The organism is Arthrobacter sp. fls2-241-R2A-172 (assembly GCF_030208885.1).
Taxonomy (GTDB): Bacteria; Actinomycetota; Actinomycetes; order Actinomycetales; family Micrococcaceae; genus Arthrobacter.
In genome coordinates this window covers 209,702-235,308 of the sequence record NZ_JARVTB010000001.1, presented here as the reverse complement: position 1 = coordinate 235,308, position 25,607 = coordinate 209,702, and the positions used below count along the sequence as shown (strand labels likewise).

Annotated in this window: 26 protein-coding genes; 5 read left to right on the top strand and 21 right to left on the bottom strand. The window is 63.5% G+C overall.

Translation table 11 applies throughout. The annotated features are described in order from the left end of the window. Positions 1–10: 10 nt before the first annotated feature. Positions 11–580, bottom strand: a complete 570-nt coding sequence (locus tag QRM57_RS01190) for a TetR/AcrR family transcriptional regulator (RefSeq protein ID WP_284985242.1) — start codon at positions 578–580, stop codon at positions 11–13. A gap of 95 nt (positions 581–675) precedes the next feature. Here QRM57_RS01190 and QRM57_RS01185 point away from each other — a divergent pair, with 95 nt between their 5' ends. Next, positions 676–1,509: an alpha/beta fold hydrolase gene (locus QRM57_RS01185; RefSeq protein ID WP_284985241.1), complete on the top strand. Its 834-nt coding sequence runs from the start codon at positions 676–678 to the stop codon at positions 1,507–1,509. A gap of 108 nt (positions 1,510–1,617) precedes the next feature. On the opposite strand, the gene QRM57_RS01180 is transcribed toward QRM57_RS01185, so the two are convergent. The 4 genes from QRM57_RS01180 to QRM57_RS01165 all read right to left on the bottom strand — a co-directional run bounded on the left by QRM57_RS01180 (position 1,618) and on the right by QRM57_RS01165 (position 5,261). Next, a complete protein-coding gene (locus QRM57_RS01180; RefSeq protein ID WP_284985240.1) occupies positions 1,618–2,538 on the bottom strand; it encodes an NADP-dependent oxidoreductase in 921 nt (306 codons plus the stop codon). 39 nt (positions 2,539–2,577) lie between these two features. Continuing rightward, positions 2,578–2,811: a DUF6480 family protein gene (locus QRM57_RS01175; RefSeq protein WP_284985239.1), complete on the bottom strand. Its 234-nt coding sequence runs from the start codon at positions 2,809–2,811 to the stop codon at positions 2,578–2,580. A 91-nt stretch (positions 2,812–2,902) separates the two neighbouring features. Beyond that, on the bottom strand, positions 2,903–3,793 hold the full coding sequence (locus tag QRM57_RS01170; RefSeq protein ID WP_284985238.1) for an SMP-30/gluconolactonase/LRE family protein: 891 nt from the start codon (positions 3,791–3,793) through the stop codon (positions 2,903–2,905). 10 nt (positions 3,794–3,803) lie between these two features. Beyond that, entirely contained in the window at positions 3,804–5,261 is a 1,458-nt protein-coding gene (locus QRM57_RS01165; RefSeq protein ID WP_284985237.1) for an MFS transporter, read from the bottom strand. 337 nt (positions 5,262–5,598) lie between these two features. On the opposite strand from QRM57_RS01165, the gene QRM57_RS01160 reads away from it, so the two are divergent. Beyond that, a complete protein-coding gene (locus QRM57_RS01160; RefSeq protein ID WP_284985236.1) occupies positions 5,599–6,930 on the top strand; it encodes an MFS transporter in 1,332 nt (443 codons plus the stop codon). 158 nt (positions 6,931–7,088) lie between these two features. Here the strand turns inward: QRM57_RS01160 and QRM57_RS01155 are convergent, their stop codons facing one another. The 6 genes from QRM57_RS01155 to QRM57_RS01130 form a co-directional block, all read right to left on the bottom strand. After that, a complete protein-coding gene (locus QRM57_RS01155) occupies positions 7,089–8,378 on the bottom strand; it encodes an adenylosuccinate synthase (protein ID WP_235521341.1) in 1,290 nt (429 codons plus the stop codon). 228 nt (positions 8,379–8,606) lie between these two features. Beyond that, complete coding sequence (locus QRM57_RS01150) at positions 8,607–9,146, bottom strand: hypothetical protein (protein WP_284985235.1); 540 nt, start codon at positions 9,144–9,146, stop codon at positions 8,607–8,609. Continuing rightward, positions 9,143–9,841 carry a hypothetical protein gene (locus QRM57_RS01145; RefSeq protein WP_284985234.1) on the bottom strand — a complete coding sequence of 233 codons (699 nt, stop codon included), beginning with the start codon at positions 9,839–9,841 and terminating at the stop codon, positions 9,143–9,145. Before QRM57_RS01145 ends, QRM57_RS01150 begins: the two co-directional genes overlap by 4 nt. Further along, a complete protein-coding gene (locus QRM57_RS01140; protein WP_235521344.1) occupies positions 9,828–10,349 on the bottom strand; it encodes a signal peptidase I in 522 nt (173 codons plus the stop codon). The genes QRM57_RS01145 and QRM57_RS01140 overlap by 14 nt, the downstream gene beginning before the upstream one ends. Next, entirely contained in the window at positions 10,346–11,005 is a 660-nt protein-coding gene (locus tag QRM57_RS01135) for a SipW-dependent-type signal peptide-containing protein (protein WP_284985233.1), read from the bottom strand. Before QRM57_RS01135 ends, QRM57_RS01140 begins: the two co-directional genes overlap by 4 nt. Before the next feature lie 3 nt (positions 11,006–11,008). Then, on the bottom strand, positions 11,009–11,668 hold the full coding sequence (locus QRM57_RS01130; protein ID WP_284985232.1) for a SipW-dependent-type signal peptide-containing protein: 660 nt from the start codon (positions 11,666–11,668) through the stop codon (positions 11,009–11,011). Positions 11,669–11,936: 268 nt separating this feature from the next. Between QRM57_RS01130 and QRM57_RS01125 the strand changes: the two genes are divergently transcribed. Further along, positions 11,937–12,569: a uracil-DNA glycosylase family protein gene (locus QRM57_RS01125; RefSeq protein WP_284985231.1), complete on the top strand. Its 633-nt coding sequence runs from the start codon at positions 11,937–11,939 to the stop codon at positions 12,567–12,569. A 212-nt stretch (positions 12,570–12,781) separates the two neighbouring features. On the opposite strand, the gene QRM57_RS01120 is transcribed toward QRM57_RS01125, so the two are convergent. From QRM57_RS01120 to QRM57_RS01105, 4 genes are all read right to left on the bottom strand, one after another. Next, positions 12,782–13,204: a DUF3151 domain-containing protein gene (locus tag QRM57_RS01120; protein ID WP_039239501.1), complete on the bottom strand. Its 423-nt coding sequence runs from the start codon at positions 13,202–13,204 to the stop codon at positions 12,782–12,784. Next, a complete protein-coding gene (gene fbaA / locus QRM57_RS01115; RefSeq protein WP_284985230.1) occupies positions 13,204–14,223 on the bottom strand; it encodes a class II fructose-bisphosphate aldolase in 1,020 nt (339 codons plus the stop codon). Before fbaA ends, QRM57_RS01120 begins: the two co-directional genes overlap by 1 nt. A gap of 136 nt (positions 14,224–14,359) precedes the next feature. Continuing rightward, the gene (locus QRM57_RS01110) at positions 14,360–15,058 is read right to left on the bottom strand and encodes a TrmH family RNA methyltransferase (RefSeq protein ID WP_502868608.1); all 699 of its coding nucleotides are present in this window, start codon (positions 15,056–15,058) and stop codon (positions 14,360–14,362) included. Between the two features lie 41 nt (positions 15,059–15,099). After that, complete coding sequence (locus QRM57_RS01105; protein ID WP_284985229.1) at positions 15,100–16,257, bottom strand: hypothetical protein; 1,158 nt, start codon at positions 16,255–16,257, stop codon at positions 15,100–15,102. A 303-nt stretch (positions 16,258–16,560) separates the two neighbouring features. Between QRM57_RS01105 and QRM57_RS01100 the strand changes: the two genes are divergently transcribed. Both QRM57_RS01100 and QRM57_RS01095 read left to right on the top strand, forming a co-directional pair. Continuing rightward, complete coding sequence (locus QRM57_RS01100) at positions 16,561–17,391, top strand: HAD-IIA family hydrolase (protein WP_090826227.1); 831 nt, start codon at positions 16,561–16,563, stop codon at positions 17,389–17,391. A gap of 15 nt (positions 17,392–17,406) precedes the next feature. Continuing rightward, positions 17,407–18,168 carry a tyrosine-protein phosphatase gene (locus QRM57_RS01095; protein WP_284985227.1) on the top strand — a complete coding sequence of 254 codons (762 nt, stop codon included), beginning with the start codon at positions 17,407–17,409 and terminating at the stop codon, positions 18,166–18,168. A gap of 3 nt (positions 18,169–18,171) precedes the next feature. Here the strand turns inward: QRM57_RS01095 and QRM57_RS01090 are convergent, their stop codons facing one another. The 6 genes from QRM57_RS01090 to chvE all read right to left on the bottom strand — a co-directional run bounded on the left by QRM57_RS01090 (position 18,172) and on the right by chvE (position 25,212). Then, entirely contained in the window at positions 18,172–19,296 is a 1,125-nt protein-coding gene (locus QRM57_RS01090; protein WP_284985226.1) for an alpha/beta fold hydrolase, read from the bottom strand. A 105-nt stretch (positions 19,297–19,401) separates the two neighbouring features. Beyond that, a complete protein-coding gene (pyrE, locus tag QRM57_RS01085) occupies positions 19,402–19,974 on the bottom strand; it encodes an orotate phosphoribosyltransferase (RefSeq protein ID WP_159735654.1) in 573 nt (190 codons plus the stop codon). 5 nt (positions 19,975–19,979) lie between these two features. Continuing rightward, positions 19,980–21,011, bottom strand: coding sequence for a LacI family DNA-binding transcriptional regulator (locus QRM57_RS01080; RefSeq protein ID WP_284985522.1), 1,032 nt, complete (start codon positions 21,009–21,011; stop codon positions 19,980–19,982). A gap of 126 nt (positions 21,012–21,137) precedes the next feature. Further along, a complete protein-coding gene (gene mmsB / locus QRM57_RS01075; RefSeq protein ID WP_284985225.1) occupies positions 21,138–22,421 on the bottom strand; it encodes a multiple monosaccharide ABC transporter permease in 1,284 nt (427 codons plus the stop codon). A 5-nt stretch (positions 22,422–22,426) separates the two neighbouring features. Then, entirely contained in the window at positions 22,427–23,956 is a 1,530-nt protein-coding gene (mmsA, locus tag QRM57_RS01070; protein ID WP_235521356.1) for a multiple monosaccharide ABC transporter ATP-binding protein, read from the bottom strand. 107 nt (positions 23,957–24,063) lie between these two features. Continuing rightward, entirely contained in the window at positions 24,064–25,212 is a 1,149-nt protein-coding gene (chvE, locus tag QRM57_RS01065; RefSeq protein ID WP_235521357.1) for a multiple monosaccharide ABC transporter substrate-binding protein, read from the bottom strand. Between the last annotated feature and the right edge of the window lie 395 nt (positions 25,213–25,607).

The following is a 25,607-nucleotide window of genomic DNA, read 5'->3' as shown; positions in this document are numbered from 1 at the left end:
CGGCGGCCGGTCAGGTCCCGGCCTGGCCCAACGCGGCGGCGATCAGGACTTCGGCCGCCTGCCGCGCCTGGCCCGCGGCGTCGGGGGTGCCGGCGATGGCCGCCGTCGTTTGCGCCCCCTCGGCAAGGATGGAAAGCTGCGGGGCCAAGTACGGTGGAGCGCCGGCGTCAGCCGCCAGCGCCGCGACATACTCCTGGAATGACTCCTTGTGCTTCCGCGCATACTCGGCCACTTCGGGGCTGACGGCCCCCAGCTCGGCGAAGCTGTTGATGAAGCCGCAGCCCCGGAACGAGTCCTGGCAGAACCATCCGGCAAGATAATCGAAGATGGCCAGGAGCTTGGCCCGCGGATCCGCGGCCTGGCGAACAGTGGCATCCAGCCCTTCAGTCCAGGACTGGTGTCGGCGTTCCAGCACGGCCATCACGATGCTGCCTTTGGACGGGAACTCCTGGTACAGCTTCTTGAGGGATACCCCTGCAGCCGTCCGCAGCTCATCCATGCCCACGGACTGGATGCCCTTCGCGTTGTAGAGCCCGTCGGCTGTGGCGACTATGCGGCTACGGACTTCGGAAATATCCATGTACCCATACTACTTGTATTGAGAACGATCGTTCTATAGTATTTGAACCAGAGAGAGAACGGTCGTTCTCTACTTCGAGGAAAGGGAACAGAATCATGGGCTTCATCAAAGTCGGAACTGAAAACACCACGGACATCGAGCTCTACTACGAGGACCACGGCTCGGGCCAGCCGGTTGTCCTGATCCACGGCTATCCCCTCGACGGCGCCTCCTGGGAGAAGCAGACCGCCGCCCTCCTGAACGCCGGCTACCGCGTCATCACCTACGATCGCCGCGGCTTCGGCAAGTCCAGCAAGGTCACCACCGGCTACGACTACGACACCTTTGCAGCCGACCTGAACACGGTCCTGGAAACCCTGGACCTGCAGGACGCCGTGCTGGTCGGATTCTCCATGGGCACCGGCGAAGTCGGCCGCTACATCGGGACCTACGGTGAAGCCCGCGTCGCCAAAGCCGTGTTCCTGGCGTCGCTGGAGCCCTTCCTTCTCCAGACCGACGACAACCCCTCCGGCGTACCGTCCTCCGTGTTCGACGGCATCCGCAACGCCGCCATCGAGGACCGCTACTCCTGGTTCACCAACTTCTACAACGACTTCTACAACACGGACAACTTCCTCGGAAACCGGCTCAGCGAAGAAGCGCTGCGCAACTCCTGGAACGTGGCCGCAGGCTCGTCCTGGTACGCGTCGTTCGCCGTGGTTGACACCTGGCTGACCGATTTCCGCGCCGACATCGAAAAGGTCACCGTCCCGTCCCTGATCGTCCACGGCACCGGCGACCGCATCCTGCCCATCGACTCGACGGGCCGCGAGTTCACCAAGCGCCTCCCCTCAGCCGAGTACGTCGAGATCGAGGACGCTCCCCACGGGTTCCTCTGGACGCACGGCACCGAGATCAACGAGATCCTGCTGCGCTTCCTGGCTAAGTAGTCCAAGCATTAACGCCCGACGGCGGCAACCCACCAACGTTTCCACACGAACCGAAGGCGGGTTGCCGCCGTCGTTGTTGTTATTTTCCTGGCGGCCGATCCAGCGCCGTCAGCTGACCGTCACCACAACTTTGCCGCGCGTGTGGCCCTCCATGTTGAGGCGGAATGCCTCAGCGGACTGGGCCAGCGGGAAGGTTTGTGCCACCTCCACCTTCAGCTTGTGCTGGTCCACCAACTCGGACAGCTCCTGAAGCTCCGCACCGACCGGTGTGACCCACATCCAGGTTCCGCCGTGCTTTTCCACCTCTCCATCCGCGATGGATGCGTGCCTGCCGCCTTCCTTGAGCACGGCCAAGGTGGCTTCGAGGTTTCCGCCGACAAAATCTGCGACGACATCCACGCCGTCGGGCTCCATGGCCCTGACGCGTTCGGCCAGCCCTTCACCGTAGGTGATGGGCTCGGCGCCCAGGGAACGGAGGAATTCGTGGTTCTTTTCCGAGGCGGTGGCAATGACTTTGATGCCGCGCACTGAAGCGATCTGGATCGCCAGGGAACCTACGCCACCCGAGCCGCCATGGATCAACAGCGTTTCACCACTCCTGACGTCCAACCGGTTGAGGACCTGGAAGGCGGTAAGCCCCGTCAGCGGCAGGCCCGCCGACTCGTTCCAGTCCAACGTGGAGGGCTTGCGCGCCAGGACACGCTCCGGCAGGGCGATGTACTCAGCAAAGCTGCCGCCGTGGACGTAGTCCTTGCGGGCATAGGAGATCACTTCATCGCCGGGCTGGAACTGGTGGGCGTCAATCCCTACGGATTCCACTACGCCGGCCACGTCCCAGCCAGGGATGGCGGGGAACTGGATGTCCATGAGGGGGTCCAGGTGCCCGCCCATGATCTTCCAGTCCACCGGGTTGACGGAGGTGGCCTTGATCTTCACCAACACCATGCCCGGGGCGACTTTGGGCATGGGCTGATCGATGAGTTCCAGGACGTCGGGGTTGCCGTATTCGCTGTAAGTGATTGCCTTCATCCTTCGCACAACCCAAGGAATGGAAGGGCTATTCCGAACCTAGTCGAAGAACCCCACGATGTACCCGATGAAGTAGAGCATCGACATCAGCACCACCAGGCCGATCATGGACATCCATAAAATCTGGGTGCCTTTCCGCGGTCCGCCTTCATCATGGCCCTGCGGCCCCGCTGTGGAAGCTTCGCCCGGTGGCGTCTCACCGGGCGGAACTCCGCCGCCGGGTTCCAGGCCTGTGATCTTGTCCTCGTATGGATCTGGGTTTGGTCCTGACACGCTCACTCCCCTGTTTGAAGTGGTGATGCTTTGGTCCAGCGTATCGAACCACCACCTCCCAACCAACAGCAACCTTACGAAGTTGCCGCTATCAGCCCCGCCACGCGGCGTCCTGCGTGGCGGTCCGCAGCCGGTACAGGGACGTCGTTGCCGTGAGATAGAGGTCCCGGCCGTCCGGCCCACCGAAACACAGGTTGGACACGCGTTCGGGGACGTCGACGGCGGTCATCAGACCGCCGTCGGGGGCGTAAAGGCGCACGGAAGATCCAGCGGAAGTCCACACCCTTCCTTCGGTGTCCACGCGGAAGCCATCGGACACACTGTCCTCATCAAGCTCAACGAACGTTTCGCCCGCTCCACACCTACCACCGGCAACCGGGAACACGGCGATGCGGAACGGGACGCCACGGGTAGGACCTGCAGTATCCGAGACATACAACAGGGATTCGTCCGGCGAGAACGCCAGGCCGTTGGGATGGACCAAGTCCGTGATGACGGGGCGCAGCTCGCCCGCCGCAGGATCGAAGCGGAAAACATAGCAGCCGCCGTATTCCTGTTCGCCCTCATGGCCTTCGACGGTGCCCGGCAAAATGCCGTAGGGCGGATCCGTAAACCACACGGTGCCGTCGGCCGCCACCACAACATCGTTGGGCGAGTTGAGCCGATGCTCTCCGAACGCGTCAACGACTACCGTCACCTCGCCGTCGTGATCCCGTTCCATCCGCCGGCGGCCGTGGCTGCACTGGACCACGCTGCCGTCCCGGTCCAAGGTGCGGCCGTTGGTGTACTCGACGGCGGTGGCGTACTCGCGTGTGGCGCCGGTGGCGGGGTTGAACTCGAGGATGCGGTTGTTGGGGATATCGCTCCAACGCACGGTCTGCGATTCCGGAACCCAGACGGGGCCCTCAGCCCAGACGGTGCCTTCGAACAGTTTTTCCAGGCTGCCTTCAATGAGCGGGGTGGCGGGGGCTGCTTTGTCCATGGTTTCGAGACTAGTCCTCCACAGCTGCGGCACCTGTCTTTTCCTGGGCCTGGGATTCGCCTGGCTTCTTGTCCGTCGCCGGCATGGCGACCACTGCAATCACAGTCAGCACCGCACCGACCAGGACGGCGAGGAAAACGGCCGAGGACGCTGACACCGTGGTGTGTGGATCCGAGGCGCCGGCACCGTTGGCGTAGATGGCGTTGGCCACCGCGCCGAATACTGCCACGCCGATTGCGCTGCCGATGGAGCGGGCAAAGAGGTTGGTTCCGGTCACCACTCCGCGCTCATTCCACTCCACGCTTGATTGGGCTGCGATGAGGGTGGGCGTGGCCACAAGTCCCAGCCCCAGGCCGACGATGAAGCAGGACACGGCAACCAAGAGAACATTGGGCGAGGAAGCTGTGCGGGCGAGGACTGACGCACCCACCACAGTGATGGAGATCCCGATCAGGGCCGTCCTCCGGAAACCGATCCGAAGGTAGAACCGGCCAGCCTGGGAGGCGCTGATGGGCCAGCCAATCGTCAGGGCCGCGAGCGCGAGTCCAGCCAGGATCGGAGAGGTCTTGATGGATCCTTCGAGGAAGGTGGGGACGTAGGAAGTCAGGCCCAGCAGGACCGCACCCACTCCGAAGGAAACGAGGGCCGTCGTCGCGAGCAACCTGCGGGACACTACCCACGGCGGAAGGACGGGCTCTGCAGCCTTCCGCTCCACCAGGAGGAACACTCCAAACGGGGCCGCGCCTGCAACGAAGACGCCGATGCCGATGGCGGAGTTCCATTCCCAGGCCTGTCCACCCTCCAACGCGCCCAGGATCAGCAGGCTCAGGGACACCGTCAGCAGGGCAGTACCCGCGTAGTCCACGCGGTGCTTGGTTCGTTCAACGTCCTCGTGGAAAGCGCGGACAAGCATCCACCCGGCCAAGAGGCAGAGCGGGATGTTGATGAAGAAAATCCAGCGCCAAATTCCCAGGGAGGAGAAAACACCGCCCAATGTTGGTCCTACCACCGAGGAGATCGCCCACACACTGGCCAGGTAACCCTGCACTTTGGCGCGTTCCGCGAGGGTGTAAATATCACCGGCGATGGTGATGGATACAGGCTGCACTGCCCCTGCCCCCAAACCCTGCAGGACGCGGAACGCGATCAGCGCGGGCATGCTCCACGCCAGGCCACACAGTATGGAGCCGAGCAGGAACAGGCCGATGCCCCAAAGGATGAGCGGCTTGCGTCCCACCATGTCGGACAGTTTGGCGTAGATGGGTACGGACACTGCCTGCGCCAGCAGATAAGCCGAGAACAGCCAGGGGAAGGACGAGAACCCTCCGATGTCTTCCACTATGGAGGGCACTGCCGTGGCAACAATCGTGGAATCGATCGCCACCAACCCCGTGGACAGCATCAACGCGATGAGGATGGGTCCGCGTTTGGAGCGGAATCCGACGCCGTCACTGATCTCTGTTGTCATCTGGTCCCGTTCCGTCGTCAGCTGTTCGTGTCCCCGCATGGCGTAACCGCGCCAGGTCCCAGATTAGTCCCGGAGCTCTCTTAGCCCTTGACTGTGGCGCATCTCACCCTTAGAGTTCTGATATATGAGTGATATTTCACAGGGCCAGGCCGGTGCTGACTATCGGTCGCCAGAGCTGCAGCTGCCCGCGCGTTGACAAACCGGCGCTCCGCCGCCGCCCGCTTTTTGCGCAGAAGCCAGAAGGGAACACATCTCAATGACCCATCCGCCCAGGACGACGACGTCGCCCGACACATCTTTATCAAAAGACACGAGCTCCACATTCAAGCGCCGCTTCATGGTGCGGCTAGTAGCAGTCTTCATCGGCGGGATGTTCCTGGACGGTTACATCCTTGGAATCATCGGCCCAGTCACCGGGCTCATGCGGTCAGATCTCCAGCTTGACGCACTCTCCCTGGGCCTGATTGCTGCCGGCCCCCTGGTTGGTATCTTCGTAGGCTCCCCCTTGGCGGGCTGGGCTACGGACAAGTTCGGACGCAAGCCGATGTTCCTCGTGGACATGGGCCTGTTCCTGGTCGCCTCAGGGGCCCAGTTCTTCGTAACCTCCGGAGATGGGGCCGTTCTCCAGCTGGCCGCAATCCGGTTCCTCATGGGCGTCGCTATCGGCGGCGAGTACTCAATCGGCGGCCCCTTGCTCTCAGAGTTCTCCCCACCAAAGCTCCGCGGGCGATTGCTCGGGCTGACCCTGATCGCCTGGTACGTGGGTTTCATGATGGCGTTCATCATCGGCACCCTGCTCCACGACGCCGGCACTCCCTGGCGCATTGTCCTCGGTACCAGCACCATACTTGCCTTGATCCTCTTCATCGCCCGTTGGGGCCTTCCCGAATCGCCGAGCTGGCTTATCACCAAGGGACGCAATGACGAAGCACTCGCAATTGCACGTAAGTACATCGAGTCTCCCCAGATGCGCGACAGCATCACCGAAGAGATCGACCTGAGGATCATCCAGGAGTCCCAGGCCGCAAAGAACAAGACCAAGATCAAGAACGCCTCCTTCGGAATGCTGTTCTCCAAGCAGTACTGGCGCGCTACCCTCTTCACCTCAGGGTTCTGGTTCTGCGCAGTCACCCCGTACTTCGCGATCGCCACCTTCGCTGACGAGGTACTCGACCAATTCGGCCTCGCCGGCGGCTGGGCCGGTGGAGTCGGTCTCTCCGCGCTGGCGGCCGCAGGCGTGGTCACCACAGTTCTCCTCATCGACAAGCTCGGCCGCCGAATCCTCACCGTTCCCGGCCAGTGGCTTTGCGCCGGCATCCTCCTGGTCATTGGAGTCTGGGCGAACGCACCAGGGATCATCGTGCTGGTACTGTTCCTCGCCTTCTCCTTCTTCAATGCCGGCTACACCACCATGACCCAGGTCTATCCGGCCGAGGTATTCCCCGGCCACCTGCGCGGCATCGGCACGGGCTTCGCCGCCGCCTTCAGCCGCATCGGCGCAGCACTGGGCACCTTCGCCCTCCCGTGGGCGATCAGCAACATCGGCATGGGCCCGAGCATGGTTGTAGCCGCCGCCGTCGCCCTTCTTGGCGCGGCCCTCTCACAGTGGCTCGCACCCGAGACAAAGGGACGCACTCTGGCGGAAATCTCGCAGGACTTCTCCCACTGACGTTCGGCAGCGAACGGCCCCACAAAGGCGAACTGCCCCACAAACAGCGAACGGCGGGCCACCCCAACAGTCCCACGGAACAACGGTTCCCGGGATAGCAGGGGGTGACCCGCCGTCGTCGTACCTGCAACTGGCCGCTTCCGCGGCCACGGCAGTACTTAGTCGTTGATCAAATCGTGGACAACGATCGTCTGGTCGCGGTCCGGGCCAACGCCGATGGCGGAGAAGCGCGTACCGGAAAGCTTCTCCAGTGCCAGCACGTAGTTGCGGGCGTTCTCGGGGAGGTCCTCCAGGGTGCGGGCGCCGGTGATGTCCTCGGTCCAGCCATCGAAGTACTCGAAGATCGGCACTGCGTGGTGGAACTCGGTCTGGGTCATCGGCATCTCGTCGTGGCGCACGCCGTCGACGTCGTAGGCAACACAGACCGGGATCTGCTCGATGCCCGTGAGCACGTCCAGCTTGGTGACGAAGTAGTCCGTGAAACCGTTGACGCGGGAAGCGTGGCGGGCCAGGACGGCGTCGTACCAACCGCAGCGACGGGGACGGCCGGTGTTCACACCGAATTCGCCGCCGGTCTTCTGCAGATAAACGCCCATCTCATCGAAGAGCTCGGTGGGGAACGGTCCGGCGCCAACACGGGTGGTGTAGGCCTTGATGATGCCGATGGACCGCGAAATGCGGGTGGGGCCGATGCCCGAGCCAACGGACGCGCCGCCTGCCGTGGGGTTGGACGAGGTCACGAACGGGTAGGTGCCGTGGTCAACGTCCAGGAATGTGGCCTGGCCGCCTTCCATGAGCACAACCTTGCCCTCGTCCAGCGCGTTGTTGAGGACCAGCGTGCTGTCGATGACCAGCGGGCGCAGGCGCTCGGCGAAGGACAGGAAGTACTCCACGATCTCGTCCGCGATGATGTCGCGGCGGTTGTAGACCTTGACCAGCAGTTCGTTCTTCTGGCGCAGCGAGCCTTCCACCTTCTGGCGGAGGATGGACTCGTCAAAAACGTCCTGGACGCGGATACCCAGGCGGGCCACCTTGTCCATGTATGCCGGCCCGATGCCTCGGCCGGTGGTACCGATCGCACGGCTGCCGAGGAAGCGTTCGGTCACCTTGTCCAGCACCTGGTGGTAGGGCGCAACGAGGTGGGCGTTGGCCGAAACGCGCAGGCGGGACGTGTCCGCGCCGCGGGCCTCAAGGCCGTCGATTTCCTGGAACAGTGCCTCCAGGTTCACCACGCAGCCGTTGCCAATAATGGGAATTGCGTTGGGGCTCAGGATGCCCGCGGGAAGGAGCTTCAGCTCATACTTCTCACCGCCAACAACCACGGTGTGCCCGGCGTTGTTACCGCCGTTGGGCTTGACCACGTAGTCAACGCGGCCACCGAGCAGATCGGTTGCTTTGCCTTTGCCTTCGTCGCCCCACTGGGCTCCGACGATCACGATAGCGGGCATGGGATCCTCCCCCATTCTTTCGGGCTGACCCCAGCGGGATGACCGGGGCCTGGCGCCGTACATGAGAATGCCCCGACATAACCGGTGCAGCTCACCGCGGGCGGTGACCAACGCAAGAGTTCGGGGCTCTTACCAGCCAAGTTTAGCGGATGAGGCCTGAAAGTCTGGTGTCAAGGAACGTTCGACGGCGGTCGGGTGAAGTTTTGTGCGCGGCGGGGCCGCACGTGGTCAGGTACCCGGCGGGAGGTTCCGGCAGCTGCCGCCCAACCCGACGATGAGCCCCGCGTTCGTTGCCACGGACGCCGGCTTGGACACCCAAAGATTCACGGGATCCCGGACGACGATTGCCAGTTGGAGCTCTGTCCCAAGGCCCAGGAGGCCGCCCAGGAGATTGACCGGAACGTCCGTGACGTAACCGGCGGCCGCCGACCCCGTGGTGCTGGAGGTGATGGAGAAGCCCGTCAGCGGCGCAAGCAAGGAACCCAATCCACTGGTGGAGGCCTGCATCTCGGCATTGGCTAGGGTGTAGCCCGCTGGCGGTTTCCAAAAAATCCGCACATAGGCGCCAAGGCCCGCGATGCCCGGGTTGTAGGTGCACGAGCCGTTCAAGGTAGGGGCGGGGATGGTGATGGTGCCGAACGTTCCCGTTCCGTACGTCTCCTGCTGCCACGCCGCTTCCGTCGCGGCAGGCGGGTTGGACACCACCAGCACCACGGCGAGCGGCGCAGCAAGCAGGAACGCCGCCCGGGTCTTCAGGAACAGGTTCATCCTGCGGCACCCCGCACCCGGGCAAGCCCGAATCCCGCGGCTACCGCCACCAACGCCAGGATTGCGAACCCGCTTAGCCGGGCTCCGGTGTCGGCCAGGACGCCCGACGGCGGTCGGGTTGGCTCTCCGGGAAGCGTCCCGTTTCCGGCGTTCCCGCCCGGGCCGTCCCCGGCACCAGCTCCATCTGCGTCGTCCCCGGAACCGTGCACGCCCACCACGATGTGCGTCCTGCTGCCCTGGATGTCCCGGGGCGCGTCCTTGGCCAAGGTTGCGGTCACCAGGACATGGGCGCTTGCAGCCTCCAGGCTCCCGGGGTCCATGAGGTCCACCCGCACACCCTCCGCGGTGGCCAGCGCTCCGGGTTCCATCAGGACGCGTTGGGCACCAGGGCAGGTGCTCCCATCCCATTGCAGGGTGCAGGAACGAAGCCCTACGGTCAGGTAATCCCGCAGCGAACCGGTCAGCGCCGGCTCGGATTGCAGCCCGAGGTGGAGTGATTTCGCGGGCTCGCCACGGACCCTGACATCGACCTCCCAATCCGCGCTCCCGCCCGGGGTGAGACGATGCACCTGCCCAGCGGGACCGGCGTCGAGCTCCAACCAGCCGGAAGGCCCGCCATCCGCAACCGCGGGAACCGGGCCCAACAAGAACGCGGCCGCCAGCACGGACAGCAAAACCCCGCTACGCCGCAACATGCTGACCGCTTCTGCGCCGCACATCCCGCGGCCACAGTACCCACGTCACCAAAGCAGACACAGCAACGGTGGTGGCACCGAGAACCACCGGGTTGGCGGCCGCGGCCACGGGGCGCGCCAGCCCGGGCACCGACCAAAGAACCAGCCGGACACGTTCCACCACATACGGCGCTGGATCGGGCTCGGAATTGGCATCGCCCTTCATGGTGATGGCCTGCGCGTTCCCTCCGGCGGGAGCCACGCTCTGGACCCGGTGGGTGATGGGCAGCTTCCCGGGCCTGTCCACCGTCACCACATCGCCAACATTGATCTCGCCTGCGGGGATCTCCCGCACCACCGCAACGGAACCAGCCGGGATGGTCGGCGCCATGGATCCTGTCTTGAACATGATCAGGGTGATATTGAACAGCAGCGCACAGACCACCGCGAGAATGCACACAGCACCCCCGGCGGCCGCGACATTCAGCACGGCTTCCCGCAGTCGGCTCCGGTACGGGTGGCGGCTCATGAGCTGGACGTTGAGGTGAAGTGCCAGATGGCCGTGGCTGTCTGGCCTTGAAGGGCGTTATTGGCACCCGCGGGCAGCGTCACTTCAAAGCAGAATTGCGTCGGCGCACCCGGGAGGGTGGCGGTGGCCGCTGCCAAGGGATTCACGACGCCGGCCGCTTGCCCCTGCGTGAACGGCTTGGCCCCGTCGCTGCCCACCACAAAGGTGGGCAGTCCCGTGAAGGACGACGCCTGGCACGTGGCCGAACGGATCACGCGGTAGCGAAGGGCGGCCCCCAAGTCCGCGTTCCCCGTCCCACTGCTGGTCACAGCCGGAACCCCGAGCACCACTTCGCCGGCAACCGACGCGGCCTTGGTCCGGATGGCGAACGGTGCGTAAACCACCGTTCCGGGGCTCATGGCGGATGCGGTGAAAACCAGCGTGGCTCCCGGGGAGATGTCGTTGGCACTCCACGTGCCCTGGACGTCGTATGGCTTGGAGGCATTGGATTCCGTTTGGAATACGCTCGCGCCGAAGGAACCGGCAGCGAAGTCGCTGTCAGTCCAGGAGGCCAGCGTCAGGGAGCTGCCCACTCCCAGCACCAATGCCCCTGCGAGGAGCGCACGCAGGCGTAGGTAAGCTGCGCTGGGCTTGCTTGCGGCTTGTCGGCGACCCATGGATCACTGCGATTGTGCGGCGAATTCCCAGGTGGTGCTCCCGGTTTGGGATTGGACCAGGTCCTGATCGGCCGTGATCCGGAAGCATAGGTTGACCGGTGCGCCAGGGTCAGTGCCGGCTCCTTGGGTCAACGCAAAGGTGACGCTGCCCGGCGTCGTACCCAATGATTGGCCGGCCGGAACCAACGTGGCTGTCACCGCTTGGCCGCAGCCGAACGCCGTCGACTGCGTCAAGGCGTAGGTGAGGCCCACGAGGCCGCCTGTGGAGGTTTCCGTGGACACGGTAACTGTGGCGTCGCTGGTTGTGACGCTGTCCAGCCGGACTGCGAAGGGTGCCGTGACAACGTCGCCAGGAGCCATGTTGGCAGTGTTCGCGGTGAAGCCGAGCGTCGCGGGCGCGGTCACCGGGTTCTCGCCGAAATCGGATCCGTCCGTGCTGCCTTCAAGGTTGAAAGCGCCCGCGGTGAAGGTGCCTTGGGCAAATTCCGAGTCATTCCAGGCTGCCAAGGTGATGGCCGCGCCCACTCCCAGGACCAGTCCACCGGCCAGGATCGCCCTGATTTTCGGCGCTTTACGGAGGCGCTGGCGGGCTTCGGCTGTGGTTGTTTCCTGTGCGAACATGGTTCCCCCAAGATCAATGTCGGCGTCGACGGGTATCAACATGGCTGCCTCTTCGAACCCATGATCCACTTGCCTTGGAAACGCAAGCCGAGACCTGCACTTAAGGGTTAATCGATGCCATCGAGACGCCCGACACGTTTCCCGGGCAACACGCCGCGTCTCATTCGGGGGCGCGCCGGAGCAGCACCCGTTCACCCCCATAGTCCGGTAAGGTTAGTTAGCCCCCAACAGCACCCTTTGAGGTTCGGCAGCGGCATGCCCGCGGCCCCTTGGAACGGTGCGCTGTAACACCTAGGAGACCTAACCCCTGATGCAAGAACTGGCGACTGAATCACCCGAAGAAATCCTCTGGAACCGCCGCTACGAACCCCGCATCGCCGAGGTCAACGAGCTCTGCGACGCCATCAAGGAGCAGAAGCCAGGCAGCGAGGTCCTCTACATCGACCCCGCCCACAGCATGGATGACTGCCGCATCGTCAGCCTTTTCTCCAACCAGCGCACCACTTCCGGCGAGGGTTTCATCACCCCCGGCGACGAGGAAGCAGCCACCCGCATGCTCGGCATGCAGTGGCAGCTGGGTCTCCGTCCCGAGCTCATGATGCCGTGGAACGCGTACCCGTGGATCGAGCCCAACGAGGAACCGGGCAAGCTCACGCCTGCCAACATCACCGAGGGACTCAAGCCGTTGCTGCGCCTCCTCCAGCTCCTGCCGCGCACCTCCGCGCTGGTGGCGCACGGCAATGAGGCCCACCGCCTCGCCGACCAGCTCATGAAGGCCGCTCCGGCCAGCATCGCCCGCCGTGGCTTCAAGACCTTCAAGGTCCGTTCCCTCGGTGGCCGTTCCTTCGCCGGCACCCCGGCACGCCAGCAGGAATACCTGGACGCCATCCACGGCGCCTACGCAGAGGCGATGGCCCGCACGGGTATCCCGCGCAAGGCCTAGTCACCCCTTTCGTTGTGGGGCCTGCTCTGCGCCTTAAACTCTGGGTTTAGCATGCAGACCGGGCCTCACAACACACACACTTTCGTTGTGGGGCCTGCTCTGCGCGTAAAACTCCCGGTTTAGCATGCAGACCGGGCCTCACAACACACACGACGGCGGCCCCCACCTTTTGGTGAGGGCCGCCGTCGTCGTTTTGCTGTGCTTTGGTCCGCTTAGCGGGCTTCGAGCGCTGCCTTGGCCTTCGGGTCCGAGTCGTTCAGGAACTTCTCGATCCGCTCGGGCTCTTCAGCTTCGCCTATGGCGGAGGCTGCACGGCCCAATGCGTAGAGAGCACGCAGGAAGCCCTGGTTGGGCTCGTGCTCCCACGGGATTGGTCCAACGCCGCGCCAGCCGTTGCGGCGCAGGGAGTCCAGGCCGCGGTGGTAGCCGACGCGGGCGTAGGCGTAAGACTCGATGGTCCGGCCTTCCGCCCAGGCTTCCTCGGCCAGGATCGCCCACAAAAGTGAGGACGTCGGGTTCTGGGCGACGAGGTCCAGTGCTTCCTTGCCGAGGGCCAGGTGCTGGTAAATCTCGTTTTCGGCAGGCAGGAGCGTGGGCTCCGGCCCCATCAGGTTCTTGCGGAATTCGTCGGACATTAGAAGGTCTTGCCGACGGATCCGAGCTGCTGGGCGGCTTCGACGATGCGTGCGGCCATGCCTGCTTCGGCCGAAGCACCCCACACGCGGGGGTCGTAGGTCTTCTTGTTGCCCATCTCGCCGTCGACCTTCAGGACGCCGTCGTAGTTGGAGAACATGTGTCCGGCCACCGGGCGCGTGAACGCGTACTGGGTGTCGGTATCGATGTTCATCTTGATCACACCATAGGAAACAGCGTCAGCGATTTCCTGCTCCGTCGAACCCGAACCGCCGTGGAAGACGAGGTCGAACGGGTTTTCCTTGCCGATCTTCGCACCCACCTCGGCCTGGATCTGCTTGAGCAGTTCCGGGCGGAGCTTCACGTTGCCCGGCTTGTACACACCGTGCACGTTACCGAACGTCAACGCGGTCAGGTAGCGGCCGTTCTCCCCGGCACCCAGGGCCTCGATCGTGGCCAGGGCGTCTTCGGTGGTGGTGTAGAGCTTCTCGTTGATCTCGTTCTCCACGCCGTCTTCTTCGCCACCAACGGTGCCGATTTCAACCTCGAGGATGATCTTCGCAGCAGCGGCGCGCTGCAAAAGTTCCCGGCCGATGCGCAGGTTCTCTTCCAGGGTCTCGTGCGAACCATCCCACATGTGCGAGTTGAAGATCGGGTCCTTGCCGGCCTTCACCGCTTCCTCGGACGCGGCCAGCAACGGCAGGACAAAGTCCGCCAGCTTATCCTGCGGGCAGTGGTCCGTGTGCAGGGCAATGTTGACGTTGTAGTTCTTCGCAACTTCACGGGCGAACGCGGCGAAACCCAGCGAACCGGCCACCATGTCCTTGACCGAAGCACCGGACCAGTACGCTGCACCACCGGTGGAAACCTGGATGATGCCATCGGATTCGGCCTCAGCGAAACCGCGGATCGCAGCGTTCAGAGTCTGCGACGACGTCACATTCACCGCAGGGAAAGCGAAACCGCCAGCCTTCGCACGGTCAATCATCTCGGAGTAAATCTCTGGGGTTGCAATGGGCATGGTGACTCCTATGCTGAATTCGTCTGTGGGCGGGTAGCCCTGGAGTAGACCGCTTACGGCTAGCACCATCCTAGCGATATCCGCCGGGACGCCGTGTTTCCGGTCACTGGGGCTCTTAACACTTCCGCCGAGTTGGTCAGGACACCGGCTGCTGGAACACGTGCCGGCGGACCCAGGCGTGCATCGCGATCGCCGCGGCCGACGCTGCGTTCATGGAACGTGTGGACCCGAACTGCTCAATGGACAGCGTTGCGACGGCGGCGTCGTGCACCTCGGGTGTGAGGCCGGGGCCTTCCTGTCCGAACACCAGGACGCACTTCTTTGGGAGGTCGTAGGTTTCCAGCGGCACGGAATCCGGGAAGATGTCGATGCCGATCACCGCCAGCCCCTCCCCCTCAGCCCACTGGACAAAATCTTCAACGGTGGGGTGGTGGCGGACGTGCTGGTAGCGGTCGGTGACCATGGCCCCGCGGCGGTTCCACCGCCGTCGTCCGATGATGTGGACCTCTTTGGCGAGGAACGCGTTGGCGGTCCGCACCACGGTGCCGATGTTGAGGTCGTGCTGCCAGTTCTCAATGGCGATGTGGAATTCGTGACGCTTGGAATCGAGGTCGGCCACGATTGCCTCGTGCTTCCAGTAGCGGTACTGGTCCACCACGTTGCGGCGGTCGCCGTCCCTCAAAAGGTCCGGGTCCCAGTGCTCACCTTCGGGCAGCTCACCTTCCCAAGGCCCGACGCCGACCTCGGGTTTCGCTTCTGCCTCGCCGTCATGCGTCGTCCCGGTCAGGTCCTCGGCAGGGGTGGGCAGGGCAGTGTTGGGGGGAAGGTCAGTCACCCCTCAACTTTAGCCCTGCCCGTGTTGGTGCTTGGCCGGACCTAGCCCATCTTCCACTTGTTGATGCGGTACGAGTTGGCCAGCTGCTCGAACAATCCCGGGTGGGCATCCCAGTATTCCTTGTGTCCGCTGACACCTAGCATCTGCGGGGTGCCCCACGGCGTCACCGAAAACAAGTTCACTGCCTGGATCGCTTCGCCGCGTGCGTTGTTGCAAGTGAAACCCACCACGACGGCCGCCCCACGGCGGAACTCGCGCGCCTCCGGCATGCTGGTCTTGAAGTCTGACGCGCACTTGTGGCCCACCAGGTTCTGCGGCAACTCCGTAGCGGTCATGTTCTTGTAGCGGGCTTCGATGTCCTTGATTGCCTTCTTGACGTCCTCAGGGTTCTTCCCGAACTTGCCTTCCTCCGACTCCGCAAAGAACGCGTAGGCGAGCGCGATTCCGTCGGCATCGGTCTCTACCGTGCCTTGGGCCCGCTTTTGGATCTCTTCACCGGTGGTGGGGTCCTTGGTGATGCCGAAGGATTCGTCGTGCGTCCATTCGGCCAGATACTGGAAGGAGGATTCGCCAGTGATCCACTTGCTGAACAGCGGATCGCCGTCGGCCGGGACGTTCGAAGGTCCGGCGAGCTGTTCCCACACTGCGGGCAGCGGGATGGCACCGGCAGGCATGTCGGTAGACGCCGACGCGTCACCGGACGGCTCAGCTTCCGCGGACGGCTCGGCCGCCGCTTCCGAGGCCTCGTCGGATGAGGTTACCGAGGGCGCCGGAGTGTTCTCCGCGACCGGCTTGGTCATCGATGGAATGAGCCACGTGAAGGCAACCACCAAGGCGATGATTACGACGACGGCGACCCCGCCGAGGATGAGGAACAGGGACTTCTTGTTGTGGTCGCCAGGGCCTTGGTGGGGTCCGCCGGGGTTGCCCGGCTGCCCTGGGTATCCGGGCTGCGCGGGGTACTGCTGTGCGGGGTACTGCTGCGTGGGGTTGCCCGGCTGCGCAGGGTACTGCTGGGTGGGGAAAGCCTGGGTCGGTGGCTGCTGCGGCTGGCCCGGCTGCTGTTCTTCCGGCTGGTAGATCGGCTGGGTTTGCCCCGGCTGGTACTGGCGGTAGGGCTCCTGGCCCGATCCGTAGCGCGGCTGCGGGACGCCGTTGGGGTTGTAGGGAGGCTGGGGTGCCCCGTTGTCGTTGCTCATGGCTGGCCCTTTCAGATGCTGTGGGACACCGGCTGTGTACTGGGAACCGATGGACAATGCGGTAAAAGGGGACCTGCTGTAGCGCTGGCGGCATCCTGGATCCCCGTGTCGATCCCCCGACCCACGGTGGCAGCACGCCTGCGCCGCACCCAAGCGTAGTTCAGTCGTGGGCGCGCGGCACAAGTCAAGGCCCTTTTCCACATGGGTAGAACTATCCACATACGCGGCAACCCGGGATGTCTGTCTGCCGGATTGATGGAAGACTGGGACGCAGTGCAGGAACAACCCCAGCCGGAGGCAAATATGGCAGAAGAATCCACGCCCCACACGTCCACGTCGGTTTACCGGAACGGTCATGAGATCGAATGCTGGCTCACGGACATGGATGGTGTCCTGGTCCATGAGAACCAGGCGATTCCCGGCGCAGCTGAACTCATCCAGCGCTGGGTCGATACCTCCAAGCGGTTCCTGGTCCTGACCAACAACTCCATCTTCACCCCGCGCGACCTCGCAGCCCGCCTCCGGGCATCGGGGCTTGAAGTACCGGAGGAAAACATCTGGACATCGGCCTTGGCCACAGCCCAGTTCCTCAAGGACCAGGTCCAGTCGTCCGACTCAGGCAATCGCGCGTACACCATCGGCGAGGCCGGCCTTACTACCGCGCTTCATGAGGCCGGGTTCATCCTCACCGATACCGATCCCGATTTCGTGGTCCTCGGCGAGACCCGCACCTACTCCTTCGAAGCGATCACCATGGCTGTTCGCCACATCCTGGCCGGTGCCCGCTTCATTGCGACCAACCCGGACGCTACGGGCCCCTCCAAGGACGGCCCCATGCCGGCAACGGGTGCCATCGCAGCGATGATCACCAAAGCCACCGGGCGTGAACCGTACATTGTGGGCAAGCCCAACCCCATGATGTTCCGCTCGGCGATGAACCAGATCGACGCACACTCTGAGACAACCGCAATGATCGGTGACCGCATGGACACGGACATCGTTGCGGGCATGGAGGCCGGCCTTCACACGGTCCTGGTGCTTAGCGGCATCACGCAGCGGGAAGAAATCGTGTCCTTCCCGTTCCGGCCCAACCAGATCCTGAACTCCGTGGCCGATCTCAAGAGCCAAATCTAAGTAAGGACAACAACAATGGCTGTGCTCAACCTGCGTCCTTTGGCCGGAGGCCGGATACTCAGGGGGAGCCAGCCGTTCGGGCTGGATGCCGCAGCGACGTCCGGTTTTCTGGCGGAGCACGGCATCCAAGCCATCGTGGACCTGCGCAGTGAGCTTGAGCGTTCCTTGGTTCCATGGCTGGTGGGTGATGCCGGAACTGCTTCGGGCAATATCACGTCGCCGGACGTGGCCGGGCCCGGCGACGGCGGTGGGATTGCCGCCGTCGTCCCGCCCGACGTCGAGCTCATCAACAATCCACTGGACCCCAATGCCGTGGCCGGATCGCTGCAGGCTGTTGAAACGGCCGAGGACCTTGGGGAGTTGTATCTGGGCTGGGTCCGGTCGCGGCCGGAGTGGGTAGCGGACGCCCTGCGGCCGGTAGCCCGCGGCAAGCGCACCCTGGTGCATTGCTCGTTGGGTAAGGACAGGACAGGAGTGGTGGCGGCCATTGGGCTCCTCGCAACGGGCGGCACCGAGGACCAGGTGGTGGCGGACTACACGGCAACCACCGCCAACCTTCCCGGGGTCCTGGAAATCATGGCCGAAACCTGGCGTCTGAGCGTGCCCTCGACACCCTCCAGTTATTTCAGCCCTGACCTCATGATCCTGCAAAGTCCGGAGGCAGCCATGAGGCACTTCCTGGCCGGCTTCACGCACGAGTACGGAGATGTCCACCGTTTCCTGGAACAGGCGGGCCTCACCAAGGTCGAGGTTCAGGCGCTCAGGAACGGCCGCTAAAGGCTAAGCGGGCCTGACGACTTTGCCATTCGGTTCCTTGTAGGACGGTATCTCGGGTTCCGGAGGCAGCGGATCGAGTTCGTTCTGGACTTTTTCCAGCAACGGCCGGTAAAGCCCACCGTTCCATTGCGGGCTGGCGTGCGCAGGCCGTGCGCCCTCGGTGCTGAGCGTGGGCAGTGCCATGTTGGCTCCGAACACTTTGCTCCAGCCAGCACGCGCCGTCTCGTAGTTCACGGTGCCGTCGTCGGAGTTGCCCAGGAAAGCCATCCGGGTTCCCCCGATCTTGCCTGCGAACCGCAGCCCGTCAAAGTGGTAAATATAGGCCGACTCCGTCTGGATGAGAACGCTGGACGGCGCGATCGGCGACAACTGTTCCATGGTTTGGTCCAGGATCTGCCGCCAGGTCCGTTCGTCCTTGTGGGCCACGCGTTCCCCCAGTTCGTAGCCACCCCGCAGGACTGACGGAATGCGGAAACCGTTCTCGTAAAGGAACACCACGCCGTCGAACCAACTCTGGTCCAGCACGTCGGCACGGCTGAACGGGCTCGAGTCAAGAACGATCAGTTGGGTTTCCACACCGTGGAGCTCCAGCAGCCGGGCGGCAACCTGGGTGGCGAGCATACCGCCGAAACTGTGGCCATAGAAGTACAGCTTCTTCAGACCGAGTTCGCGGACATGGAGGATGAGTTCGCGAACGATCTCGTCCACGTCCAGTCCAAGGTTTGAGTACCCGATCGCCGCGAGCCGGCCGCGCTGGTGCAGTGCCGGGCGGAGCGAGTTGAGGATCCATTGGGCCTCTTCCCAGCTGGTCTTGTACCCAGGGAAGAGAATCCAGCTGGCCTTGGGAAAATACAGGTCCGAGTAGGAATCGGGGACGCGAAGGATCTTGGTGGCGCGGCGCTCAGCCTGCACACGGCGGGTGAAGAGCATGTCCCCGGCGAGCGCGGCGGACATCCCGGCCGTCACAAGGAAGTTTCGCCGGGACGTCTTCTTGAGCCTGGCAGCGTAAGGCAGGATCCGGGCCCAGGAGCCCGGATCCTCAACTTTCTCCGGCTGCGGAGCCACCGGCGTCGGGAGGTCTTCGTTCACCTCCGGCGGCGCCGGGAGCTTCCCTACTTGAACGTCCACGCAGCAAGCATAGGCTTCGCGGGGGCCGCCTTGCAGCCCCGTGGATTGTGGACAGCCAATGCCCTTAAGATGCCCCTACAAAGGCATCGGCCGCACCACCACTCTTTAGTCGAGGCCCAGCTCGTCCTTGCCGAAAGCGAAGAGGTACGGAACGCCTGTTTCGGCCTCGATTTTCTCCTTGGCACCGGTGTTGCGGTCCACAATCACCGCGACGGCCACGACGTTGCCGCCTGCTTTGCGGACACCTTCGACGGCGGTCAGCGCGGACCCGCCCGTGGTGGACGTGTCTTCGAGGACAACAACGTTGCGTCCCTCCACCGAGGGGCCCTCCACCTGTCGACCCATGCCGTAGGACTTCTGTGCCTTGCGGACAACGAAGGCGTCCACTGCGCGGCCGGCGTCTGCGGCGGCGTGCATGACGGCGGTACCGACGGGGTCGGCGCCCATGGTGAGCCCGCCAGCGCACTCAACTGAAACGCCGGCGTCGTCGATCATTGCCAACATGACCTGTCCCACCAGCTTGGAGGCTTCGTGGTGGAGGGTGATGCGGCGCAGGTCGATGTAGTAGTCGGCTTCCTTTCCGCTGGAAAGGATCACTTTGCCGCGGACAACCGCCAGCTCTTTGATGAGTTCAAGAAGGCGGGCACGGGCAGCGGCAGTGTCAGGCGTGGAAGTCATGGCTCCTAGTTTAGTGGGGACGGAGCGGGGCCGCCGCCGGGGCCCGGCTCCGTGTCTGGGGCGGGGGCAGCCGTGGTGGAACGGACTACCAGCCGGGGGCTGACAATTTGCGCTTCGCTACCGCTTTGGCCGCCGAGCTGTTCCAGCACAGCTTCCATGCATCGCCTGCCGAGTTCTTCGAAGTCCTGCTTGACGGTGGTGAGGGGTGGTATGAAGTACTCCGCCTCGGGCTGGTCGTCGTAGCCCACCACACTGATATCACCGGGGACCTGGAGTCCGGCTTCCTGGACTGCGCGGAGGACACCCACCGCCATTTGGTCGTTGGCGACGAACACGGCAGTAACGGTGCGGTGTTCCACCAGGGCCAAGCCTGCGCGGTAGCCCGAGGCAGCGTCCCATCCGCCTCGGAGAAGCACAGCGGCGTCGAGGCCCGCACTCTCAAGGGCTTCCTGCCATCCTTTGATGCGCTCGGCGGCGTCGATCCAGTGGGGCGGTCCGGAGATGTGCGCAATACGGCGATGCCCCAGCCCGATCAGATGCTCGACGGCGAGGCGGGCACCCATTCGCTGATCCAGGGAAGCACCAGCCAACTCGGTTCCCGCGCCGGAACCTGCCGCGACGATCGGGACGGGCACGGAAACGTCGCGCATGACGGCGAGGACGTCGGGGTGCGGGACCAGGATGACTATGCCGTCCACCGCTTGGTTGCGGAAGTGTGCGATTGCGTCGTTGATGCTCTCGCTGGTCACTTCGCGGAGGTTGGCGATGCTGACGAAGTAGCCCGCTTCCCTGCCGGCCTGCTCGACTCCGAGGAGGGTGTTCGCTGGCCCGAACTGGCCCGTTTCGCAGGCCAGGACTCCGATGGTCCGGGACCGTCGGGTCACCAGGCTGCGTGCGGCGGTGTTGCGGCGGTAGCCAAGGTGCTCGATGGCTGTTTCCACGCGCTCCTTGGTTTTGCTGCTGACGTTCGGGTGGTTGTTCAGGACCCGGGAGACGGTTTGGTGCGAGACGCCGGCCATCCTGGCAACGTCGCCCATCACGGGAGGTCGGCCGTGCGATGCATGTGAAGACATCCGCACCTCGCTTCTGCGTTGAAGGGGAGGAACGGCCCGCGTTGCGTTCAGTAGTCACGGAACGCAACGCGGGCCACGTGGATGCTGCGCCTATTTGGCGTCGACACCGACCGGTTCGGCCTTGGCCGCCGGAGCGGCTTCGGTGGCCGGCGGTGTGGTCTTCCACTTGAAGCGACGGGCCATGCCGGAGCCTCCCCCGGCCCCCGTCCGGTTCTTGTTGAAGATGTCGAAGCCGACGGCGAGCAGGAGCACCAGGCCCTTGATGAGCTGCTGGTAGTCCGTGCCGAGGCCCAGGATGGACATGCCGTTGTTGAGGACGCCCATGATCAGGCCACCGATCATGGCACCGGCCACCGTACCAATACCGCCCTGGACAGCTGCGCCACCGATGAAGGCAGCGGCGATGGAGTCGAGCTCGAAGCCGGTGCCGCCTGCTGGCTGGGCAGAGTTCAAACGTGCTGTGAAGACCAGGCCTGCCAGTGCTGCCAGGACGCCCATGTTGACGAACAGGCGGAAGGTGACCTTCTTGGTTTTGATGCCGGAGAGTTCAGCAGCGTGCAGGTTGCCGCCGATTGCGTACGTGTGCCGGCCGAAGATGCTGTTGTTCATCAGCGCCGAGTAGAGGATCACCAGGACGGCCAGGACAATCAGGACAATCGGGGTTCCACGGTAGCTGGCCAGCAGGAAGGTGATGATGAGCATCAGTACCGCGATGAACCCGTTCTTGACGGCGAACCAGGCCATCGGCTCATTCTCCAGGTTGAACTTGCGGCGTACGCGACGTTCCTTCAAGGCCTGGAACAGGATGGCTGCGGTGCCGCCGACACCCAGGATGACCGTCAGCCATTCAAGGACGGACGTGCCGCCGGAAATGTCCGGGAGGAAGCCACCGCCCAGGGCGCGCAGTTCGCTGGGGAACGGGGTGATCTGCTGGTTTTTCAGGGTGATCAGGGTCAGGCCGCGGAAGATCAGCATGCCTGCCAGCGTGACGATGAAGGCCGGGATGCCCACATAGGCGATCCAGTAACCCTGCCATGCTCCCACCAGTGCACCTACGAGGAGGCAAGCGGGGATGGCAAGCCACCACGCCCAGCCCCATTGCACGATCATCACGCCGGCAACGGCACCGATGAAGCCTGCAATGGAACCAACGGAAAGGTCGATGTGGCCTGCGATGATCACCATGACCATGCCGATGGCAAGGATCAGGATGTAGCTGTTCTGTACTACCAGGTTGGTGACGTTCTGCGGTTCCAGAAGGATGCCGTTGGTCAGGACCTGGAAGAGGATGACGATGAGGATCAGGGCGACGAAGATGCCAACCTGGCGGAGGCGGCTTGTAAGGAAGCCAAGGGATTCTCGTAGGGCGGACATGTTCGCTATTCCTTCTCTTTGGTCATGTAGTGCATGAGGGTTTCCTGGGTGGCTTCGGCGATGGGGACCTCGCCGGTGATGTGGCCTGCCGACAGCGTGTAGATCCTGTCGCAGATGCCCAGGAGCTCCGGAAGCTCAGATGAGATCACGATGACGGCTTTCCCAGCCGCAGCGAGCTGGGCGATGATCGTGTAGATCTCGAACTTGGCGCCCACGTCGATGCCGCGGGTGGGTTCGTCCAGGATCAGGACGTCCGGGTCCGAGAACATCCATTTGCTCAGCACCACCTTCTGCTGGTTGCCACCCGAGAGCTTGCCCGTGATGGCCGCAACGGAAGGTGCTTTGATGTTCATGCTCTTCCGGTACTGGTTGGCAACCGTGGTCTCCTTGTTGCCGTCCACCCAACCTCGTTTGGCCAGCTTGCCCAGCGACGCCATGGAGATGTTCCGCTTGATGTCCTCGATCAGGTTCAAGCCGTAGTGCTTCCGGTCCTCGGTAGCGTAGGCGATCCCGTTATCGATGGCGTCGGACACCGTGGAAGTGTTGATTTCCTTGCCGTACTTGTAGACCTTGCCTGAAACGGCGCGGCCATAGGTTCGGCCGAAGACGCTCATGGCCAGCTCGGTCCGGCCTGCTCCCATGAGTCCTGCCAAGCCAACAACCTCGCCCTTGCGGACATTGAGGTTGGCGTTGTTGACCACCATGCGGGAGTGGTCTTGAGGGTGCTGGACGGTCCAGTCTTCAATGCGGAGGACTTCCTCACCGATGGTGGGGGTCCGGTCCGGGTACAGGCTTTCAAGGTCACGGCCCACCATGCCGCGGATGATTCGTTCCTGGGTGATCTGGCCCTGGTCGAGCCGCAGCGTTTCGATCGACTTGCCGTCACGGATGATGGTGACGGCGTCCGCCACTTTGCGGATCTCGTTGAGCTTGTGGCTGATGATGATGCTGGTGACGCCCTGGCCCTTGAGGTGCAGGATCAGGTCCAGCAGGTGGTCCGAGTCTTCGTCGTTCAGGGCCGCCGTGGGCTCGTCAAGGATGAGGAGCTTCACCTCTTTGGAGAGCGCCTTGGCAATTTCAACCAGCTGCTGCTTGCCGACACTGATGTGTTGGATGGGGGTGACCGGGTTTTCGCTGAGGCCTACCCGGGCCAGGAGCTTCGCGGCTTCCAGGTTGGTTTTACGCCAGTCCACCCAGCCGTTGTTGGCCAGTTCGTTGCCGAGGTAGATGTTCTCTGCGATCGACAGGTACGGGCTCAGCGCCAGCTCCTGGTGGATGATCACGATGCCGCGCTTCTCGCTGTCCGTGATGCTGGAGAATTCGCAGGGTTCGTTCTCGAAGAGAATGTCGCCGTCGAAAGTGTTGTGGGCGTAGACGCCGGACAGGACTTTCATGAGGGTGGACTTCCCGGCGCCGTTCTCACCGCAGATGGCGTGGACTTCACCTCTGTTGACGTCCAGGGTGACGTCCTGAAGGGCTTTCACCCCGGGGAAGGTCTTGGTGATTCCTCGCATTTGAAGAATGGGTACGTTCATCGTCAATTCCCGCTGACTGGTTGAAACTTGGCCGGGCCGAGGACTCGACAGGCTCTAGAGGAGGCGTGGCTCCGCCGTGCCGCTGGACGGCGGAGCCACGCAGGGTGCTACTTGACGTCGGATTCCTTGTAGTAACCCGAGTCGATGAGTTCCTTCTGGAAGTTGTCCTTGGTGATGATGACGGACTTCAGGAGGAAGGCCGGGACAACCTTGACCTTGTTGTTGTAGGTCTTGGTGTCGTTGGTTTCCGGCTCGGTTCCCTTGAGGACCGCGTCAACCATCTTCACGGCCTGCGCGCCGAGCTGGCGGGTGTCCTTGAAGATCGTGGAGTACTGCTCACCGGCGATGATGGACTTCACAGAGCCCTTCTCGGCGTCCTGGCCCGTCACTACCGGCAGGCTTCCGGTGGAGTAACCGCCGGTGCTGGTCAGTGCGGAGATGATGCCGATGGACAGACCGTCATAAGGGGACAGAACACCGTTGAGCTTGGTGCCTGAGCTGTAGGCGGAGGTGAGGATGTCTTCCATGCGCTTCTGGGCTACGGGTGCCTGCCAGCGAAGGATGGCTGCCTGTTCGAACTTGGTCTGGCCACTGGGAACCTTCAGCGTGCCTGCGTCCATGTAGGGCTTGAGGGTGTCCATGGCGCCGGTCCAGAAGAAGTTGGCGTTGTTGTCGTCAGGGCTGCCGGCGAAGAGCTCAACGTTGAACGGGCCCTTGCCGTCTACTTTCTTGCCGCTTGCGTCAAGAAGACCCAGGCCGGTCAGCAGGGAGGTAGCCTGCTGGACGCCAACGGTGTAGTTGTCGAAGGTGGTGTAGTAGTCGACGTTGGGCGTTCCGTTGATGAGGCGGTCATAAGCGATGACCTTGACGTTCTGCTCTTTGGCCTTGGCCAGGACATCGGTCAGGGTGGTGCCATCGATCGCGGCGATGATGAGTGCCTTGGCACCCTTCGTCAGCATGTTCTCGATCTGGGAAACCTGGGTGGGAATGTCATCGTTGGCGAACTGAAGGTCGGTCTTGTAGCCGAGGTCCTTCAAGGACTTCTCAACGTTGGCGCCGTCAGCAATCCAGCGTTCGGACGTCTGCGTCGGCATCGAAATACCCACCAGTGAATCGGCAGGTTTCGCGGCGCTGCTGGCCTCGGCACCGCCTCCACGGCTGCCGCAGCCCGTGGCTCCGACGGTCAAGGTAAGGACAACCGCTACGGCGCCCAGGAGTTTCTTCAATCTCACGTTGCTCTCCTTCCGCGGCAGCATTGCCGCGAACTCTGATGCAGCCGGAGCATCTGCGCGTCCGGCACGGTAACGCTTTGGTGGGCCTGTGGGCTTGGGGGGCGGCACATGCCACTTCAAGGTGGTGCGAATGCCATTGTGAACGCTAACAATACCGTCGGTCAAGTGCTGTAGATCACGAAATGGTTGCGGACGGGCAGCGCCCTCAAAAGTCTTGACATGAAACGTTGTTAGCGTTCACAATTATGCTCGCGCAGCCGGAACGACACGCAAAAGCCCGGCGGCGCCTCATGGGCATCGCCGGGCTCAAGCTCGTTCCTCCGTGATGGCGGGGAGGAACTCCCTTCTGGGAACAGGGAATCAGAGGCGCATAAGACCGTCCTGGCCATGGGCGCATCGGTGAGGTTCCATCATCCGAA

Coding starts and splice junctions, on each gene's coding strand:
- QRM57_RS01190 (WP_284985242.1), bottom strand. CDS start 580: ATGGATATTTCCGAAGTCCGTAGCCGCATAGTCGCCACAGCCGACGGG.
- QRM57_RS01185 (WP_284985241.1), top strand. CDS start 676: ATGGGCTTCATCAAAGTCGGAACTGAAAACACCACGGACATCGAGCTC.
- QRM57_RS01180 (WP_284985240.1), bottom strand. CDS start 2,538: ATGAAGGCAATCACTTACAGCGAATACGGCAACCCCGACGTCCTGGAA.
- QRM57_RS01170 (WP_284985238.1), bottom strand. CDS start 3,793: ATGGACAAAGCAGCCCCCGCCACCCCGCTCATTGAAGGCAGCCTGGAA.
- QRM57_RS01165 (WP_284985237.1), bottom strand. CDS start 5,261: ATGACAACAGAGATCAGTGACGGCGTCGGATTCCGCTCCAAACGCGGA.
- QRM57_RS01160 (WP_284985236.1), top strand. CDS start 5,599: ATGGTGCGGCTAGTAGCAGTCTTCATCGGCGGGATGTTCCTGGACGGT.
- QRM57_RS01155 (WP_235521341.1), bottom strand. CDS start 8,378: ATGCCCGCTATCGTGATCGTCGGAGCCCAGTGGGGCGACGAAGGCAAA.
- QRM57_RS01150 (WP_284985235.1), bottom strand. CDS start 9,146: ATGAACCTGTTCCTGAAGACCCGGGCGGCGTTCCTGCTTGCTGCGCCG.
- QRM57_RS01145 (WP_284985234.1), bottom strand. CDS start 9,841: ATGTTGCGGCGTAGCGGGGTTTTGCTGTCCGTGCTGGCGGCCGCGTTC.
- QRM57_RS01140 (WP_235521344.1), bottom strand. CDS start 10,349: ATGAGCCGCCACCCGTACCGGAGCCGACTGCGGGAAGCCGTGCTGAAT.
- QRM57_RS01135 (WP_284985233.1), bottom strand. CDS start 11,005: ATGGGTCGCCGACAAGCCGCAAGCAAGCCCAGCGCAGCTTACCTACGC.
- QRM57_RS01130 (WP_284985232.1), bottom strand. CDS start 11,668: ATGTTGATACCCGTCGACGCCGACATTGATCTTGGGGGAACCATGTTC.
- QRM57_RS01125 (WP_284985231.1), top strand. CDS start 11,937: ATGCAAGAACTGGCGACTGAATCACCCGAAGAAATCCTCTGGAACCGC.
- QRM57_RS01120 (WP_039239501.1), bottom strand. CDS start 13,204: ATGTCCGACGAATTCCGCAAGAACCTGATGGGGCCGGAGCCCACGCTC.
- fbaA (WP_284985230.1), bottom strand. CDS start 14,223: ATGCCCATTGCAACCCCAGAGATTTACTCCGAGATGATTGACCGTGCG.
- QRM57_RS01105 (WP_284985229.1), bottom strand. CDS start 16,257: ATGAGCAACGACAACGGGGCACCCCAGCCTCCCTACAACCCCAACGGC.
- QRM57_RS01100 (WP_090826227.1), top strand. CDS start 16,561: ATGGCAGAAGAATCCACGCCCCACACGTCCACGTCGGTTTACCGGAAC.
- QRM57_RS01095 (WP_284985227.1), top strand. CDS start 17,407: ATGGCTGTGCTCAACCTGCGTCCTTTGGCCGGAGGCCGGATACTCAGG.
- pyrE (WP_159735654.1), bottom strand. CDS start 19,974: ATGACTTCCACGCCTGACACTGCCGCTGCCCGTGCCCGCCTTCTTGAA.
- QRM57_RS01080 (WP_284985522.1), bottom strand. CDS start 21,011: ATGGGCGACGTTGCCAGGATGGCCGGCGTCTCGCACCAAACCGTCTCC.
- mmsB (WP_284985225.1), bottom strand. CDS start 22,421: ATGTCCGCCCTACGAGAATCCCTTGGCTTCCTTACAAGCCGCCTCCGC.
- mmsA (WP_235521356.1), bottom strand. CDS start 23,956: ATGAACGTACCCATTCTTCAAATGCGAGGAATCACCAAGACCTTCCCC.
- chvE (WP_235521357.1), bottom strand. CDS start 25,212: ATGCTGCCGCGGAAGGAGAGCAACGTGAGATTGAAGAAACTCCTGGGC.